11 protein-coding genes and 1 pseudogene are annotated in these 15,452 nt (G+C 56.0%); 9 read left to right on the plus strand and 3 right to left on the minus strand.

The features are described from left to right. The 3 genes and pseudogenes from ABMC88_RS09440 to ABMC88_RS09450 form a co-directional block, all read right to left on the minus strand. Positions 1-833 (minus strand): annotated as a pseudogene (locus tag ABMC88_RS09440) (IS3 family transposase); the annotation flags it as partial. A gap of 59 nt (positions 834-892) precedes the next feature. Then, on the minus strand, positions 893-1,270 hold the full coding sequence (locus ABMC88_RS09445; RefSeq protein ID WP_349576632.1) for a site-specific integrase: 378 nt from the start codon (positions 1,268-1,270) through the stop codon (positions 893-895). Continuing rightward, positions 1,257-2,129, minus strand: coding sequence for a hypothetical protein (locus ABMC88_RS09450; protein WP_349576633.1), 873 nt, complete (start codon positions 2,127-2,129; stop codon positions 1,257-1,259). The genes ABMC88_RS09445 and ABMC88_RS09450 overlap by 14 nt, the downstream gene beginning before the upstream one ends. A gap of 944 nt (positions 2,130-3,073) precedes the next feature. Here ABMC88_RS09450 and ABMC88_RS09455 point away from each other — a divergent pair. The 9 genes from ABMC88_RS09455 to ABMC88_RS09495 all read left to right on the plus strand — a co-directional run bounded on the left by ABMC88_RS09455 (position 3,074) and on the right by ABMC88_RS09495 (position 15,362). Beyond that, a complete protein-coding gene (locus ABMC88_RS09455) occupies positions 3,074-4,534 on the plus strand; it encodes a hypothetical protein (protein WP_349576634.1) in 1,461 nt (486 codons plus the stop codon). After that, entirely contained in the window at positions 4,531-6,837 is a 2,307-nt protein-coding gene (locus ABMC88_RS09460; RefSeq protein ID WP_349576635.1) for a hypothetical protein, read from the plus strand. The genes ABMC88_RS09455 and ABMC88_RS09460 overlap by 4 nt, the downstream gene beginning before the upstream one ends. A 676-nt stretch (positions 6,838-7,513) precedes the next feature. Next, positions 7,514-8,593 carry a transporter substrate-binding protein gene (locus ABMC88_RS09465; protein ID WP_349576636.1) on the plus strand — a complete coding sequence of 360 codons (1,080 nt, stop codon included), beginning with the start codon at positions 7,514-7,516 and terminating at the stop codon, positions 8,591-8,593. After that, the gene (locus ABMC88_RS09470; RefSeq protein ID WP_349576637.1) at positions 8,590-9,189 is read left to right on the plus strand and encodes an ANTAR domain-containing response regulator; all 600 of its coding nucleotides are present in this window, start codon (positions 8,590-8,592) and stop codon (positions 9,187-9,189) included. Before ABMC88_RS09465 ends, ABMC88_RS09470 begins: the two co-directional genes overlap by 4 nt. Further along, positions 9,176-10,060, plus strand: a complete 885-nt coding sequence (locus tag ABMC88_RS09475) for an ABC transporter permease (protein ID WP_349576638.1) — start codon at positions 9,176-9,178, stop codon at positions 10,058-10,060. The genes ABMC88_RS09470 and ABMC88_RS09475 overlap by 14 nt, the downstream gene beginning before the upstream one ends. Then, positions 10,060-10,980: an ABC transporter permease gene (locus tag ABMC88_RS09480; protein ID WP_349576639.1), complete on the plus strand. Its 921-nt coding sequence runs from the start codon at positions 10,060-10,062 to the stop codon at positions 10,978-10,980. The genes ABMC88_RS09475 and ABMC88_RS09480 overlap by 1 nt, the downstream gene beginning before the upstream one ends. A 29-nt stretch (positions 10,981-11,009) precedes the next feature. Next, entirely contained in the window at positions 11,010-12,650 is a 1,641-nt protein-coding gene (locus ABMC88_RS09485) for an ABC transporter substrate-binding protein (protein WP_349576640.1), read from the plus strand. Continuing rightward, on the plus strand, positions 12,640-13,587 hold the full coding sequence (locus ABMC88_RS09490) for an acetamidase/formamidase family protein (RefSeq protein ID WP_349576641.1): 948 nt from the start codon (positions 12,640-12,642) through the stop codon (positions 13,585-13,587). The genes ABMC88_RS09485 and ABMC88_RS09490 overlap by 11 nt, the downstream gene beginning before the upstream one ends. After that, positions 13,584-15,362 (plus strand): ABC transporter ATP-binding protein, encoded by a 1,779-nt coding sequence (locus ABMC88_RS09495; protein ID WP_349576642.1) that lies wholly within the window; start codon positions 13,584-13,586, stop codon positions 15,360-15,362. Before ABMC88_RS09490 ends, ABMC88_RS09495 begins: the two co-directional genes overlap by 4 nt. Positions 15,363-15,452 lie beyond the last annotated feature (90 nt).

The raw sequence follows: 15,452 nt of genomic DNA on the forward strand, positions 1-15,452 counted from the left end.
CTTTGGTTTGCGCCGCCAAACAGCACTCAACAGCGCTTGCAAGGCCCGGTCAGTAGTCATGCGAGATTGCATCGACCAACCCACGACACGCCGTGAGAACAAATCAATCACAACAGCTAGATAGGATCAACCTTCATGCGTCCTGATGTAGGTGATGTCGGTCACCCAGATCCGATCAGGCGCATCAATCTCAAACTGACGATCCAATGTGTTGTCAGCAACTACGGCAGGCTTGTCACCATAGCGACCAGGGCGGCGGTTGTACCCAATCTGTGCTGCAATGCCTGCCAGGCTGGCCAATCGTGCGACACTGTTCTCTGAACAGGTCTCACCCTGATCCAGAAGATCATCGTGCAACTTGCGATATCCATAGACCTTGCCGCTGTCAGTCCAGGCCTGATGGATCAGCTCTGTCTGCCGGGCATTTTCCAGCGCACGCTGGCTTAACGGTTCCTTAACCCAGGCGTAGAACCTGCTGAAATGCACAGCCAGCACACGACTCATCGAACGTACAGAAAACTCCGCGCGGTGAGCCTCGATGAGCGCGTACTTCACTGAGGCTCGCGCACGAACTACGCGGTCGCCTTTTTTAGAATGGTCCGCTCCTCGGTCACGCGGGCCAGCTCTCGCTTCAACCGCTTGATCTCGGCAGCCTGTTCAGCCACCCCCGATCGAACGCGTGGTGACGTCGCAAATTGCGCCTTCCAAGTGTACAGGGATTTGGTGCTGATGCCCAACCGCCCAGCCACTTCGCTGACCGCATAACCACGCTCAACAACCTGCGCCACAGCGTCCTGCTTGAACTCGTCTGTAAACCGTATTCCCTTGTTCATATCCGTCTCTCCTTGGTTCCAAAATTACCAAGCAAAGCGTCTACAAATCTAGGAGCACCTCAAAGGCCCGCGATTTCTTCTCTGCGAGCGCCAGTATATGCGCCAATCAAGGGACACCAGTAGATGCCGTTCTTGAAGACTTCCTGTCCGGCTTTCGTCTGGTGATGCTCCGAATGTGAGCCGGTCCAGACTGGGTTTTGAAAGACCGCATGCAGTTGCTCGACAGAGAAGGCGTCGCGTTTATCGCGGTCGCGGACGGTTTCTTTGCGGCGCAGTTTCGATGGCTTGAGATTGAGGTCCACGGCCAAGCCTTCATCGCGCGCCCAATCTGCAATCTGATTGAGGTGATCAAGGTGGCGATTGATGGTTCCGATCGAGAGGCCAACCCTATCAAGGGGAAGCGCCGCTGCTTTCGCCATAACTTCATCGCGTGACATGGTTTGATCCTTGGGGCTTCCCCCAGCTTTTCGGCATCTTGGCGAGGTCGGCGCGGAAGGCCTTCACATCAGATTGGCGGATTTGGGTAATGTCGTCATGTCCGGTCAGCATCGTGAATAACGCCGCAAAGCTCAGGTATTGGCCCAGTGTCTTTTCCTCAATGCCTTCAGTGCGCTTGATGGCGTTCATACGCTCAACGATGGCCCGCAGGGTGGAAGGGGGCAGGGAAGGGTTGCTACTGGGCGTACTGGGCTTTGCATTGGCCGTCAGGGCCTCTGTAAGGGCGTCTCCGGCCCACGCTTTTGCTTTTCCGGACACAAACAGGTCCATAACCTGCATGTATTCCAGCGCAGACAACTGACCTTTCCCTGTTTGTTCTTGGATAGCACGCTGGATTGCCTGCTTGCGAGGATGGCTGTTCAGGTCTCTGCGGATCAAATCGATATTGTCGCGCACCAGATCGGACGCTTCCTCTGAAACGTGGTGATTGATGCCATGCAACGAGATACGCTGCCATGCCTCGGCCATAGCGGCATCGTGGCGGGCGTCGTCATCTGGATCAAGGCTGTCCACGCGACTGAACATGCCCAGCTGGGCAATCTTTGCCCGTTCTTTGCGGATCACTTCAGACAGAAACGCTCGGCCCTGTTCTGGAGTAATCCGACTCCCAACGATTTGCTCCATAACCATATCACTCTCTGCGCTGACTTTCCGAGCGAGGATATGAGCTTGCTGGCGATCTGTCGTCCCTAAGGAGAGCTTGATATCAATGTTTCCTGTGGAAAAGCGTCTGGTCTTGCGCCGCCATTGGTAAACATCGCCGCGTTTCGACAGGTGGGGACGTGTGTTCATCATCATTCCGTTCTTTAAAAACGGATGGAACGCAAATGGCTGAGGTGGTGGTACACTGCGGTGCCGCAGTTAAAGACTATTTCCCTCATAAGGGCTTATATAACAAGTGCTTATGAGTAAAATGGCTCCGACGGTAGGGGCGGGTGCCAGCCAGCAAAAGCCTCTGTAAACAAAGGAAAATTAGCTTCGAGTCCGGACCGAATCCGGCAGTGTGTAAGCACACGGGCCGTAATTTGTGCGCCAAGTCAACAGGTGCACATGCCTATGTGCCGACATCCGCAACCTCAGGCTGGATAGCACGGTTGCCAGGAGCCAGGTCTGCCATGAGCCCATAGCGGCGATGTCTCAGACAGTGATCGAGCGCATACTTGGAGTTTGCTTGCGTGGCATGGGCCACGGTGGGGTGCTAAAGGGGCGACGTCGATGTAAGCTCTACCGTTTGCGCGCTGGGACCGAGGCAACGGCCGCTGCTCGGGAAAAGGCGACGGCTTTAGATGCAGTACACGCCGTGACGCACGGCCATCAGGACCGGACCGAGGCCGCTCGGGGAAACTGTTAAGCACCTGCTAACGTCGTGGATATATCGATCATGTGCGGTAGAGCTTTAGCGAATCTGAGCGTCGGGTCTGCCGTACATTGGTTCAGCTACGCTCCATGCGGCGTAAGTTGCCCATCGATCTGCCGCATGAAGAACGAACATAATGAAATCATCGCACTTATGCGAAAATTCAAATGGCGGGGCAATTCCATGCCGACCTTGCATTAAGAATCTGACCGGACCACCCAATTGGAGCACTTCGAAAAATATAAAACATGAGATGGCAAATTTTCCTGTGACCTACGCAGAGAATTGGCACCTAATTAAAATCCTTTCAGATTGTCTTATCAGCTATTCCAAGAGGGGGATCCTGTCAGTAGGCTGACAACCAGAAATGGGGCGAGGAGGGACCATGGACGGGCAGGTAGAGTGGACCGAGATTGGTGCATCGTCGGGACTGGATCACTTGGCTATGCTTGCTCCGGTCGAGGCCCTTTATCAGTCACTGCTTCCGGGCTTCAGTTCGATCACCACCAGGATGCGGAACTATGCCTTTCATGCGTGGTGGATCACGCAAAACGCGCGCAAGACGAAGATCACCTTGAAGAAGGCCTTCCATGCGCACACTCGGCGAGTGGAAGCCCTTTACGCCCTGGCGTCGGCACAGTGGGAAAGGGAAACCGGCATAGCCGGCGCTCGCTTTGCCTTAAACAAGCTGGCCGAGGAGGATGACATCCTCGACTTCAGGTTCGAGACAAACCTCGAGACGCCGGCCGAGCTGCGCTACCTCAGCCCGCGGGCCGGGGATTTCCAGGGCACCTACTTCGGCCAGATGCGCGAGATCGGACTCCTGGCCCGAGCTGCCCGGCACGACATGCCGGTGCCAACCAAGGACGGTGAGCGTCTCGCCGATGCATACGCGGCGGCACTCCCCATTTCGCCGGAACGGTTCTTCGAGATCACGAAGACTGGGCAAGTGAGTCGCGTTGAACTTGCCATGATGCTCCCGATGGCGCCCAGCGCGATTGATCAAGACGGGGAGGAAGCGAGCTTGCTAAGAGAAATCCTTATGGGAGAAGATGGATCGGAAACCGGCCGTGCCCGAAGAGCCTCTCTTTTGGCCATCCTGGAGATCGCCAGAAAGACAGACAGTCAGCCAGTCAGTGAAAACATGTTGCGGTGGTGGTGGATGGATCACCCTCCGGAGGGAGACAACGCAGAGGCCCATGCGGCCTGGCAGCACTACCAGGTCGGCGACTTGCTGCGCGTCTCCTATGAGAACCTGATGAACCATGCCATTCTTGGCCTCGAGGATGCGTCTGAAGGCCTTCTCGTGCCAGAACTCATAGGAGGCATCATTAGCGATGTTCCGGATATGCCCTTCGGAGAATGGCTCGATCAGCTATCTGCCTTAGATCATCGCCTGTATGACCTTCAAGACGCCGGCCGCGCCGAGGGTGCACCGCTGGGTGCGATCATGGCGCCGATAGCACGCCTCTGGGCGGAGTGGCGAGACCGTATTGATGAACTCGAGGGCAGCCTGCCCACTAAGCCAGGCCATCAGACCTGTGTAACGGAACTGACTTGGATCGATCACAGGCGCCACGAGCCGGCCCCAAAAGCCATGGGTCAGCTCATATACAAGCGAGTGTTGCGCCGGCACCTCGAGGTCACTGCCCGCAAGTTCCGCCTCCAGGGGAGCTATACCTACCTCGTGGAGCTCGAGCATGCGCGTCTCAGGGCGCGTTCCCTCATCGACGCGAACCCCAGCGGACCAAGGCTCTCCACTGCCATCAAATTCCTCGACGACGTTGGCCTGCTGGTCAAGGGGCGATTGGCTGACCGCGGCCGTGATTATCTTGAGGCCCTATGAGGTATGATCAGGCATTCCGCGCCGAGGGATATCACTCGGCGTTGTTGACGACGTTTAGCTTCGACCCGACTGTCTTCGAGAACGTGATCCTAATCGGGATGCGCAGCCGCGGGTGCCGGAACATTGGGATCATCGTCGACCAGAATATGCTGAACAGGACGCTATCCGAGGCGGCATTGGCACCCCGCGCCGGCACCGCCTATCACCTGGCAAAAAGAAAAGTGTCAGGCGCGTTCCACCCTAAGATTGCCCTGAGACTGGGACCGGAAGGCGGCTCGCTAATGGTCGGCTCGGCTAACCTCACTGGGGCCGGCCTGGTGGGGAACATGGAAGCGGTGAGCGAGATCCTCGTCACATTGCAAGATATGCGCGCGGCACCGCTACTGGCCGCCGCGCTGGAATACTTCGAGCGCCACGCAGACCCTCGGGACAGGGCGATGAGGGACGTTCTTGGCAGAGCTCGGGCAAAGACGCCGTGGCTTTCGGCTGTAACTGCAGCCACAGAGGTGGAGATCGACGGCCAACGGGTATCATTCGTTTCGGAAGTTGAAGGGGCCGGGGTAGGCGAGGCATTCGTCTCCTTCATCGGGGATGATGTGATCGATCGACTGGTTGCTGTGTCTCCGTATTGGGACCACGACCTACGCGGTCTTGAACAGATGCGAGAAAGCCTCGGAGCTCCGGAAAGCGCTTTGGTGGTCGAAAGCGGGGAGCATGACTTCAGCGCAACCACATTCATGTCGAAGACGGGGCTGACGCTCCATTCGACCAGCGCGCATGCCGCAGGCGGAACGAGGCGACTCCATGCGAAGTTAATCATCGCCTGCGGCCAGGAGGTCGATTACGTCCTTTCTGGGTCAGCCAATATTTCTGAAGCTGGTCTCTTCAGTCGCTTCGATGGTACCGGAAATGCAGAGGCCTGCATCATGCGCACGGAGCCTGCTGGTGCAGTGATTGACCGGCTTGAACTTTCTATCTGTCTTTCTGAAGAGATCCCCCTTTCACATCTGCGACCGCGCATGTCGGCAGCGGTCATGGCCGAGAACGAGCCACCTGTGGTCCCAGATGGCGGTGCGCTCTGGATCGATCACGGAATGCTTTTCTGGCAACCGCCTTCCGGGGTCGACAAACCCGACGGATGCCGCCTTGAACTCACCGACAGCGCGAACAGCGTCATCGGGGTTTTCGCGCCGTCCTTGGTGCATGGCCAGTGGTCTTGCGAGTTCGACACCGACGGGCCGGTCCCTCGCGTCGGGCACGTGATATTCGACAATGAGACGGCAAGCGCGCCGATCCCGATCGCGTCACTTGGCCGGCTGCGGAGGAGCTCTGAGCCCGCGAGCTCTGGGCGTGCCGCGCGCCTGCTCGCCGACCTCGAAGGACGCAGTGACCTCGACGAGGAGGATTATGAACGCGCGCTGAAGATCATCATGGCGAGCCGGCAGGAGATCACCGTCAAGCGGGACGTGCAACGTGATCGCACAAGCGGCGGCGATGATCATCAAGATTATGATGACGAAGGTCAGGGCGAGCGCCTGACTGACGACGAGTATCGCGAGCTGGCCCCGACTCGGGAAGAAGAGCAAGCGATGAGGTCGGGTCCGGTTGCCGAGATGCGTCGCTTTGTTAACAGCTGCCTTGGCCTGAGCGCCGAGGAGGTCGATGAGGATGATGACGGTGCGCTGACGAAAGCCCTCTCCGGTAATGGTGCCGGAGGTGGCCGAAATGGTGGTCAGGATTCCCCCCAAATGCCCAAGGTGCTCAGGAAAAAAGCCTCGTGGACCCAGGTCAATGAGCGCGCAGACCGGCTCGCCCTCCGCGTTCGCCAGACCTGCGACGCCCTGGCGCATCCCGACGTCGAACCTCTTAGTTTTCTGAATGCCGTCCGGCTGCACATCCTAATTAACGTGGTGCTCAAGTCGAGCGCAGCCGTAGGCGCAAGGCACGACGAGACTCATCCGATCTCTGCTACGGAACCGGCACGCAGTTGGATCCGGCTTCTCGGCCGATTGCTCCAGGAACTCGAGGCACCGTTGGAGCGCCAAGTGGCCGCAATGGAGGACAACGCGCTCGAAGAGGAGTGCATCGACGCGCTCGCGACGATCCTGTTCACGGCAGGGCTTGTGCTCGACGCCGCGCGCCAGGTCGAGATGTCGCGAGCCATGATTGCTCAACTCGAGGCTGTGAATGCTGGCCTCGCGAGGAGCGTCATGAGTCTCGTGCGCACGCGCCCGGCAGCGGACGCTTTCGTGCGGCGAGCGATGCCCGTGCTGTCGGCGGCGCATGCCGGATTGATCGACTAATCGACACCGCCATTTTATCTTGTGCAGTAAGTGCCCGTCGATACCCGCTATCTTGCTGGCCTGAAGCTCTCGTCGGTGCGTATCGGGGAGGTCACGATCTATTCTGGACAGTGCTTTGTTCCATGAGCAGGCGGAATGAGCCTCGTCGTCTTGTTTGACGAACCCCGAACCTCTCCGCGGCTTTTGAAACGTGCAGGAGACTGGATCCAAGTATTTCATGCTTTGTCGAGGGTTAGGCAGACCGTTGTGTGCCAAATGCACTGAAGTAGTGGCAAGGATGGCATAGCCCGTTCGTTCGATGCTGGAGATGAACCATGCCATTAACTCCGAAAACGCTTGTGTCTCCCTGAACTTGGTCAACAGAATGGGATTTGCGACGTGAACTTTCGGAATCGTTCTTCCGAGGGATGCTACCTTAACAATTGATAAGGGGCAGATTGGTGTTTTGGGGGGCTCTACAGCTCCTGCATCGCGCCTAAATATCGGGCAATACAACTTATGGTTCAGCCTTTTTCGCAAAAAACTAAAATTACAAATTGCGATTGATCCAATTTTGTCTCAACGCTGAAGTGTGTTCTTAAATCAGATCACGCATTGGCAATCGCCAATCAGGCATCCGGGCCTCGACAAAAGTAACTTTTAGTTGCTGCGTCGGGGCTTTTTTTATGGGGAATCCATGTCCAAGATCTTCGACCTCGGTATTCTTTACTCCCGCTCCGGGACGTATCAACTGCTCTCTGAGCCACTCTTCGTTGGCGCGATGTCCGCGATCGAATATGTGAACGCTGACAAGGCACTTCCGGTTTCCTTTAATCCGATTATCCGCGATCCGGCAGGTGATCTGACAAAATATGCCCCTATGTGTGCGGACATAATTTTGTCGTCGCATGCGAAACATGTGGTGGGCTGTGTTACCTCTTCAAGTAGAAAAGAGGTTATCCCTGAGCTGGACCGGTCTCAGGCGACGTTGTGGTACAATGTGCCATACGAAGGGTTTGAGACATCAGCGCGGGTTGTTTATTCGCACGCTGCGACCAATCAGAATATTTTGCCTCTGTTGGGGTGGGCCATGCGCCATTTTGGCATGTCAGCCTATCTTGTTGGCTCTAATTATATTTGGGGATGGGAAACCTGCAGGGTGATGCGCACGCGGCTTGAGGCATCAGGCGGTGCAGTGTTTGGCGAGCGTTATCTGCCTTTGGGGGATACATCCGTTGACAGCCTCATTGCGGAAATCGAGCAAAACCGCCCAAGTTTCGTCCTGAACTCACTTGTCGGGGCCTCCTCATATGCATTCATCAGGGCTTATGCGGAGCTGGGGCGCCGCGACCCCCATTTTGCACCTGACAATTGCCCATTGCTGTCATGTAACCTCACCGAGGCCGAGTTGCCAATTCTGGCCGAGGCTGCGGAGGGGCTTATATCGGTCGGACCTTCCTTCTGTACCGCCCGTACCGAGGACGGGCGGGGATCGTCATTAGAGCGCACGGCGTATAAATCGGTGCTGACACTTGCAATGGCCCTGGCGCAGGGTGTCGAAGGGCCGTTCGATAGCTATCTGGCCGCGCACGGCACCCGGCATGGGATCGACCCTGTGACGCAGCACAAAACGCTGGATGTGCACATCGCACAGGTCCGCAATGGTGCGTTTGAAATTTTACATAGTTGGTCAGATATCGCGCCTGATCCATATCTCACGCGGCCTTCGCGCCACCCGCAATTTGATAGTCCCACCTTGTCTGTGGTGCAGGCATGAGCAAGCGTATCGACATCGCGGGATTGGAGGGCGCGCGGGCGATTGTCTTGCATCCCGAGCATGACCGTTTGTTTGTTTTGCTGCGTCAGTTGCGTGCGATCGGTTTGGAGGTTGAGGTTGCTTGGCCTCTGTTGCCTACCTCTGCAATCACAGCCGATTTTATTCTGTATGACACAGATACGGGCCATGATGAGCAGTTTCCATGGCCTGCGGGCCAATCGCCAATGCCGATGATTGCTCTTGTCGGATCGGAAGCACCGGGGCGCATTGAATGGGCCTCCAGAACCGGAGCGGACGCGCTGCTGGTCAAACCCTTGGCGGCCAGCGGCGTGTTTGCCTCCTTGCTGATGGCACGCCAGTCTTTTGAGCGCAGAAGAGCCCTGTTGGCAGAAGTTGATGCTCTACGGGACCGATTGTCTGCGCGTCAAACCATCGTTCAGGCGGTATCGATGCTGGCGAAAAAGACCGGCTCGGAAGAGACGGCATATGACGATTTACGCCAGCTTGCGATGGCTTGGAAAATGACAATGGAAGACGCCGCAGTGCAGATCGTGAAACACAAAGAGGCGACAGGAGAAAACCGTGGCATTAGCTGAGACCACCCCTGCGCTGTTGCCACCCTCAGTCTGGCGACGGCTGAAGAAGCGCAAACTGGCCTTGTTCGGGATGGCGTTGATTTTTCTTACCTTGTTTGGCGCAATCTGCGCGCCTTACCTGACACCCTATGAGCCGAACGATCAGATGTTTGACGGGCTGACGATGCAGGGTGCGCCTATGGCACCTGGCGCGCAATTCGCATTGGGAACGGACTTGTTGGGGCGTGATCTGTTGACGCGCATTTTATACGGCGCGCGCACGTCATTGATCATCGGCTTGGTAGCCAATGGCGTCGCTCTTATCATCGGTACTTTTGTGGGCGTTACAGCCGGTTATTTCGGCGGTCTCTGGGGCAGTGTCTTGATGCGCTTCACCGACTTGATGATGGCCTTTCCGGCCTTGCTTTTGGCGATTTGTCTGGCTGCGATATTCCAACCCTCACTCTGGATTGTGGCTATGGTCATAGCGACAGTGAACTGGGTGCAAACCGCCCGTGTCCTTTATGCAGAGACCGCCAGTCTGTCAGAGCGTGAATTCATTGCAGCCGAACGCACTTTGGGTGCGGGCAATATCCGCATTCTGTTTCGCCATATTCTCCCACACCTCACACCGACAATCATCGTTTGGGGAACGCTGGGTATTTCAACCACCGTACTGCTCGAAGCAACACTTAGCTTTTTGGGGGTAGGGGTCCAGCCTCCGACGCCGAGTTGGGGCAATATCATCTTCGAAAACCAGACCTATTTCCAAGCGGCTCCGTGGTTGGTGTTCTTTCCGGGGCTGGCGATTGTCACATTGGCTCTGGCGTTCAACCTTGTGGGGGATGCTCTGCGCGATGTGCTTGACCCTACGCAGCGGGGGCGCGTGTAATGCTCGCATTTATTGTCAAACGTCTGATCCAGTCTGTATTCATTCTGCTGGGTGTCTCGTTCATCACATTCGCGCTGCTGTATTTGTTTCCTGCGGACCCTGTGCGCCAAATCGCTGGCCGTTCAGCCACCCCCGAAACCGTCGCGAACATTCGAGCTCAGCTTGGTCTCGATAAGCCCTTCATCGTTCAGTATGCGCGGTACTTCGGAAGCCTTGTCCAGGGTGACCTTGGACGTTCATATCTGCAAAAGACGGAAGTCAGCACCTTGATCGCCTCTCGATTGCCAGCATCGTTGTTGCTGATGTTGGGCGCAATTGTTTGTGAGCTGATCTTGGGCATCACAATGGGTGTGGTGGCTGCGCTGCGCCGTGGGACGGCGACCGATAACAGTCTGATGATGGCCAGCTTCATCGGTGTGTCGGCACCGCAATTCGTTGTGGGCCTCCTGATGCTTTATGTATTCGCCGTACAGCTGCGTTGGTTCCCCATCGGCGGCTATGGGACTTTTGCGCATCTGGTCTTGCCGTCCATCACTTTGGGGATCCTCGGATCAGGCTGGTACAGCCGCATGATGCGCTCTTCGATGATTGATGTGCTTCGCCAGGATTTCATCCGTACTGCGCGGGCCAAAGGGCTTGGCCGTATGCGCGTCCTCATGCGCCATGCGCTGCCTAACGCGATCCTGCCGATTATTGCGATGATCGGGATTGATGTGGGCATCTTTATGGGCGGAATCGTCGTTGTTGAATCTGTCTTTGGCTGGCCCGGTATCGGTCAGCTCGCGTGGCAGGCCATTCAGCGCGTGGATATCCCGATCATCATGGGCGTCACGCTGGTTTCAGCTTGCGCCATCGTAATTGGCAATCTGGTCGCGGATATCGCGTCTTTGTTTGCCGACCCGCGGATCAAGGTCCGCTAAAAATACCAACCCAACAGGAGTAAATCAGAATGAAGAAACTGCTTACAACCTCGGCTCTCGTAGCTGCACTCGGACTGCCTCAATTGGCGGCCTCTGAAAGCCACTCCACGCTTGACCCGAATGCGAAGTCAGGTGGAAATATCACGGTAACGTACAAAGATGACGTCGCCACCTTGGACCCCGCGATCGGTTATGATTGGCAGAACTGGTCCATGATCAAATCGCTCTATGACGGTCTGATGGACTATGAACCCGGCACAACCGAGTTACGCCCCGGTCTTGCCGAAAGTTATGATATTTCAGATGACGGCATGGTGTTTACCTTCAAGCTGCGTGAGGGCGTGAAGTTCCACAACGGTCGCGTGATGACGGCAGAGGATGTTAAATACTCGCTGGACCGTGTGACTGATCCCAAAACACAAAGCCCCGGCGCAGGCTTCTTTGGCTCCATCGCGGGTTATGATGCTGTATCTTCTGGTGAGGCAACAGGCCTTTCCGGCGTCAAGGTGGTTGATGACCAAACGGTAGAAATCACGCTATCGCGCCCTGACGCGACCTTCCTGCACGTGATGGGGCTGAACTTTGCATCCGTTGTCGCAAAAGAAGCGGTTGAAGCGGCTGGTGCCGATTTTGGCAAGACCGCAATGGGCACAGGCGCATTCAAGCTGGCAGATTGGACCATTGGCCAGAAGCTGGTCTTTGCCAAGAACGAAGATTACTGGCGCGATGGTCTGCCGTATCTCGACAGCGTAACATTCGAAGTGGGGCAGGAGCCTATCGTCGCTTTGCTGCGTCTTCAAAATGGTGAAGTGGATGTTCCTGGCGACGGCATTCCCCCTGCCAAATTTCAAGAAGTGATGGGAGATCCAGAACAAGCCGCTCGCGTGATCGAAGGCGGTCAGCTACATACGGGCTACATCACGTTGAATGTGAAAATGCCTCCTTTTGACAATGTAGATGTGCGTAAAGCGGTCAACATGGCGATCAACAAGGAGCGCATTACCCAAGTCATCAATGGCCGTGCCGTGCCAGCGACCCAGCCGCTGCCACCCTCCATGCCTGGGTACACTGAGGGTTATGCAGGCTATGCCTATGATCCCGACGCGGCCAAGGCCTTGTTGGCGGAAGCCGGTTTTGCGGATGGGTTCGAGACCGAGCTGTTTGTGATGAATACTGATCCCAACCCGCGCATCGCTCAAGCAATCCAGCAGGATTTGTCCAAGATAGGGATTAAAGCGTCCATCCAGTCCCTTGCGCAAGCCAGTGTGATTGCGGCAGGCGGAGAGGCGGATCAAGCGCCGATGATCTGGTCTGGCGGCATGGCATGGATCGCTGATTTCCCCGACGCATCAAACTTTTATGGCCCGATCTTGGGCTGTGACGGGGCAGTGCAGGGCGGCTGGAACTGGTCGTGGTATTGCAACGCTGATGCGGATGCGATGGCGGTTGAGGCCGACAGCATGACAGATCCTTCGAAAGTAGATGAGCGCCTGAAAATGTGGTCAGATATCTATATGAAGATCATGGAAGACGCGCCTTGGGTGCCTGTGTTCAATGAGCAGCGCTACACCATGAAATCCGAGCGTATGGGCGGCGACGACAAGCTCTATGTCGATCCGGTCTCGATTCCTGTTAACTATGACTATGTGTATGTAAACGATGTGCAATAAATGTCCTGACTACACCATTCACGGCGCAAGCCATCATTTTGGCTGGGACAACTCGTTTGTCCCGGCCATCACGGTAGCACCGGGTGACACAATCGAGTTCAAATGCCACGATAGCTCCGCTGGCCAGCTCACGGCTGACAGCGCAGTTGCTGACGTTGCGGCGATGGATTTTGGTAAGATCAATCCTGTGTCTGGCCCCGTCTATGTGGAGGGCGCCGAACCGGGTGATGCCCTGAAGATCACGATTGAGGGTTTTGCTCCGTCCGGCTTTGGTTGGACCGCGAATATTCCTGGCTTTGGTCTTTTGGCCGATCAATTCGAAGATCCAGCGCTGACAATCTGGAAGTATGATCCTGATACGTTGGAACCGGCATTGTTTGGCAAAAACGGGCGCGTCCCGCTCAAGCCCTTTGCAGGAACCATTGGCTGTGCTTTGGCTGAACCGGGTCTACATTCGGTTGTGCCTCCACGTCGCGTGGGCGGGAACCTCGATATTCGTGATTTGGCAGCAGGAACAACATTGTACCTACCTGTTGAAGTCGCGGGCGCGTTGTTCTCTATCGGCGATACGCATGCCGCCCAAGGTGACGGTGAGGTCTGTGGCACCGCAATCGAAAGCCCGATGGACGCCACAGTGACCCTTGATCTGATCAAGGATGCGGGGCTGAAGATGCCACGTTTCACCACACCTGGGCCCGTGACAAACCACCTGGATGCAAAAGGGTACGAGGTCACGACAGGTATTGGTCCCGACTTGATGACAGGCGCGCAGGAAGCGGTTAGTCAGATGGTTGAGTTGCTTTGCAAAACCCAAGGGCTGTCGGCTGTTGACGCTTATATGCTGGTGTCCACCTGCGGCGATCTACGCATTTCCGAGATTGTTGATATGCCGAACTGGATTGTGTCCTTCTACTTCCCGCGCTGCGTGTTCGAATGAGCATGAGTGTTAAAACAAATTCGGCGGCCTCAGTGGCCGCCGATGAAAAGCCAACGGTTCTGTCCGTGCAGAAACTTGATATTTCGGTACGTACCGAAGCGGGGATCGCGCCACTCGTCCAAAGCCTCAGTTTCGATTTGAAGCGGGGAGAGACATTGGCGATTGCTGGCGAGAGCGGATCGGGAAAGTCCCTTACTTCATTGGCAATCATGGGGCTGCTGCCACCGCCTGCAGTGCATGTCGCTGGCGGTGAGATTATGTTTGATGGCGCAGATCTGACGAAGCTCCCAGAGAGCAAGATTCAACGCCTACGCGGTGACCGCATCGCGATGATATTCCAAGAACCAATGACCGCGTTGAATCCTGTGATGCGGATTGGGGATCAGTTGACGGAAGCTATCTGCGCCCATGAGCCGATGTCTGGCCGCGCCGCGCGCATCCGCGCTTTAGAGGCCCTGAAGGCTGTCCGCTTGACCGAACCTGAGCGTAGGCTCAAACAATATCCGCACGAACTTTCAGGCGGCATGCGTCAACGTGTTGTCATTGCGATGGCTATCGCACTGCGCCCTGATGTGATGATCGCAGATGAGCCGACGACCGCGCTGGATGTGACGGTTCAGCGCGAGGTTTTAGATCTGTTGCGTGTACTGACTGCCGAAATGGGCATGGCATTGATCCTCATCACCCATGACATGGGGGTTGTTGCAGAAATGGCTGACCGGGTCCTTGTCATGCAAAAAGGGCAATTCGTTGAAGAAGCAGACGTGCGTACATTGTTCGCCGCGCCAAAGATGCCCTATACGCAGCAACTGCTCTCAAGCGTGCCGCGAATGGGAAAAGGGCGTGAGAGCGTGGTGGACATATCCTTGCAGCCGTTGATTTCAGCCAGAGATCTGAAAGTCACCTATGATCTACGTGGTGGGGTCCTCGACAGGGTACAAGCCCGTGTTCACGCGGTCGAAAAGATCAATTTCGACATTTTTCCAAGTGAAACCTTCGCAGTGGTCGGTGAAAGTGGTTGCGGAAAATCCACTGTAGCGCGTGCCTTAACGGGTCTTGTGCCTCATCAAGGCATCATAAAATTAGAGGGTAAACCCGTTTTGCGCGACCGCGCATCTCAATTGGCAAATACCCGCGCCATGCAAATGGTTTTCCAAGACCCCATGGCCGCGTTGAACGGCCGTATGACAGTAGGGGATTTGGTGCGAGAGCCTTTGGTAATCCACGAGATAGGCACGGCCGAAAGCCGCACAAAACGTGCCACCGAGCTTTTTGAGCGTGTTGGCCTTGGCGCAGAAGCACTTGACCGGTATCCACATGAGTTCTCCGGAGGGCAACGGCAGCGGATATGCATCGCGCGAGCCTTAGCTCTGAACCCAAAACTGATAATTGCCGACGAAAGTGTCTCGGCTCTGGATGTATCTGTACAGGCAACGGTCTTGGAGCTTTTACAAGAGTTGAAGGCCGAGCTTGGTATATCCTATCTATTCATATCACACGACATGGCTGTCGTAGAGAATTTCGCTGACCGTGTGGCAGTTATGTATTTGGGTCAGATCGTCGAAATGGGATCCAGTGCACAAGTCTTTGGGAACCCACAGCATCAGTACACGCGGCGACTCCTTGCTGCGGCACCATTTCCAGATCCAGATCGCGTGCTACCACCGCGCGAAAAGCTTGAGGAAGAATTGCGGAGCCCGGTTGTGGCAATTGGTCAATCTCCTGACCTTCTGAAGTATCGCTCATTGGGCGATGGGCATTTAGTGGCAGTTTAAGGAAGTTGTTGATCGCGGCCTTCGTTTGCAGGACGGTCGGTCCAGATGATCTGACGGTCTCTAAATCGAGCGCCCAGCCTTGCGTTTGGA

It is taken from the genome of Sulfitobacter aquimarinus (genome assembly GCF_040149565.1).
GTDB classification, from domain to species: Bacteria; Pseudomonadota; Alphaproteobacteria; order Rhodobacterales; family Rhodobacteraceae; genus Sulfitobacter; species Sulfitobacter aquimarinus.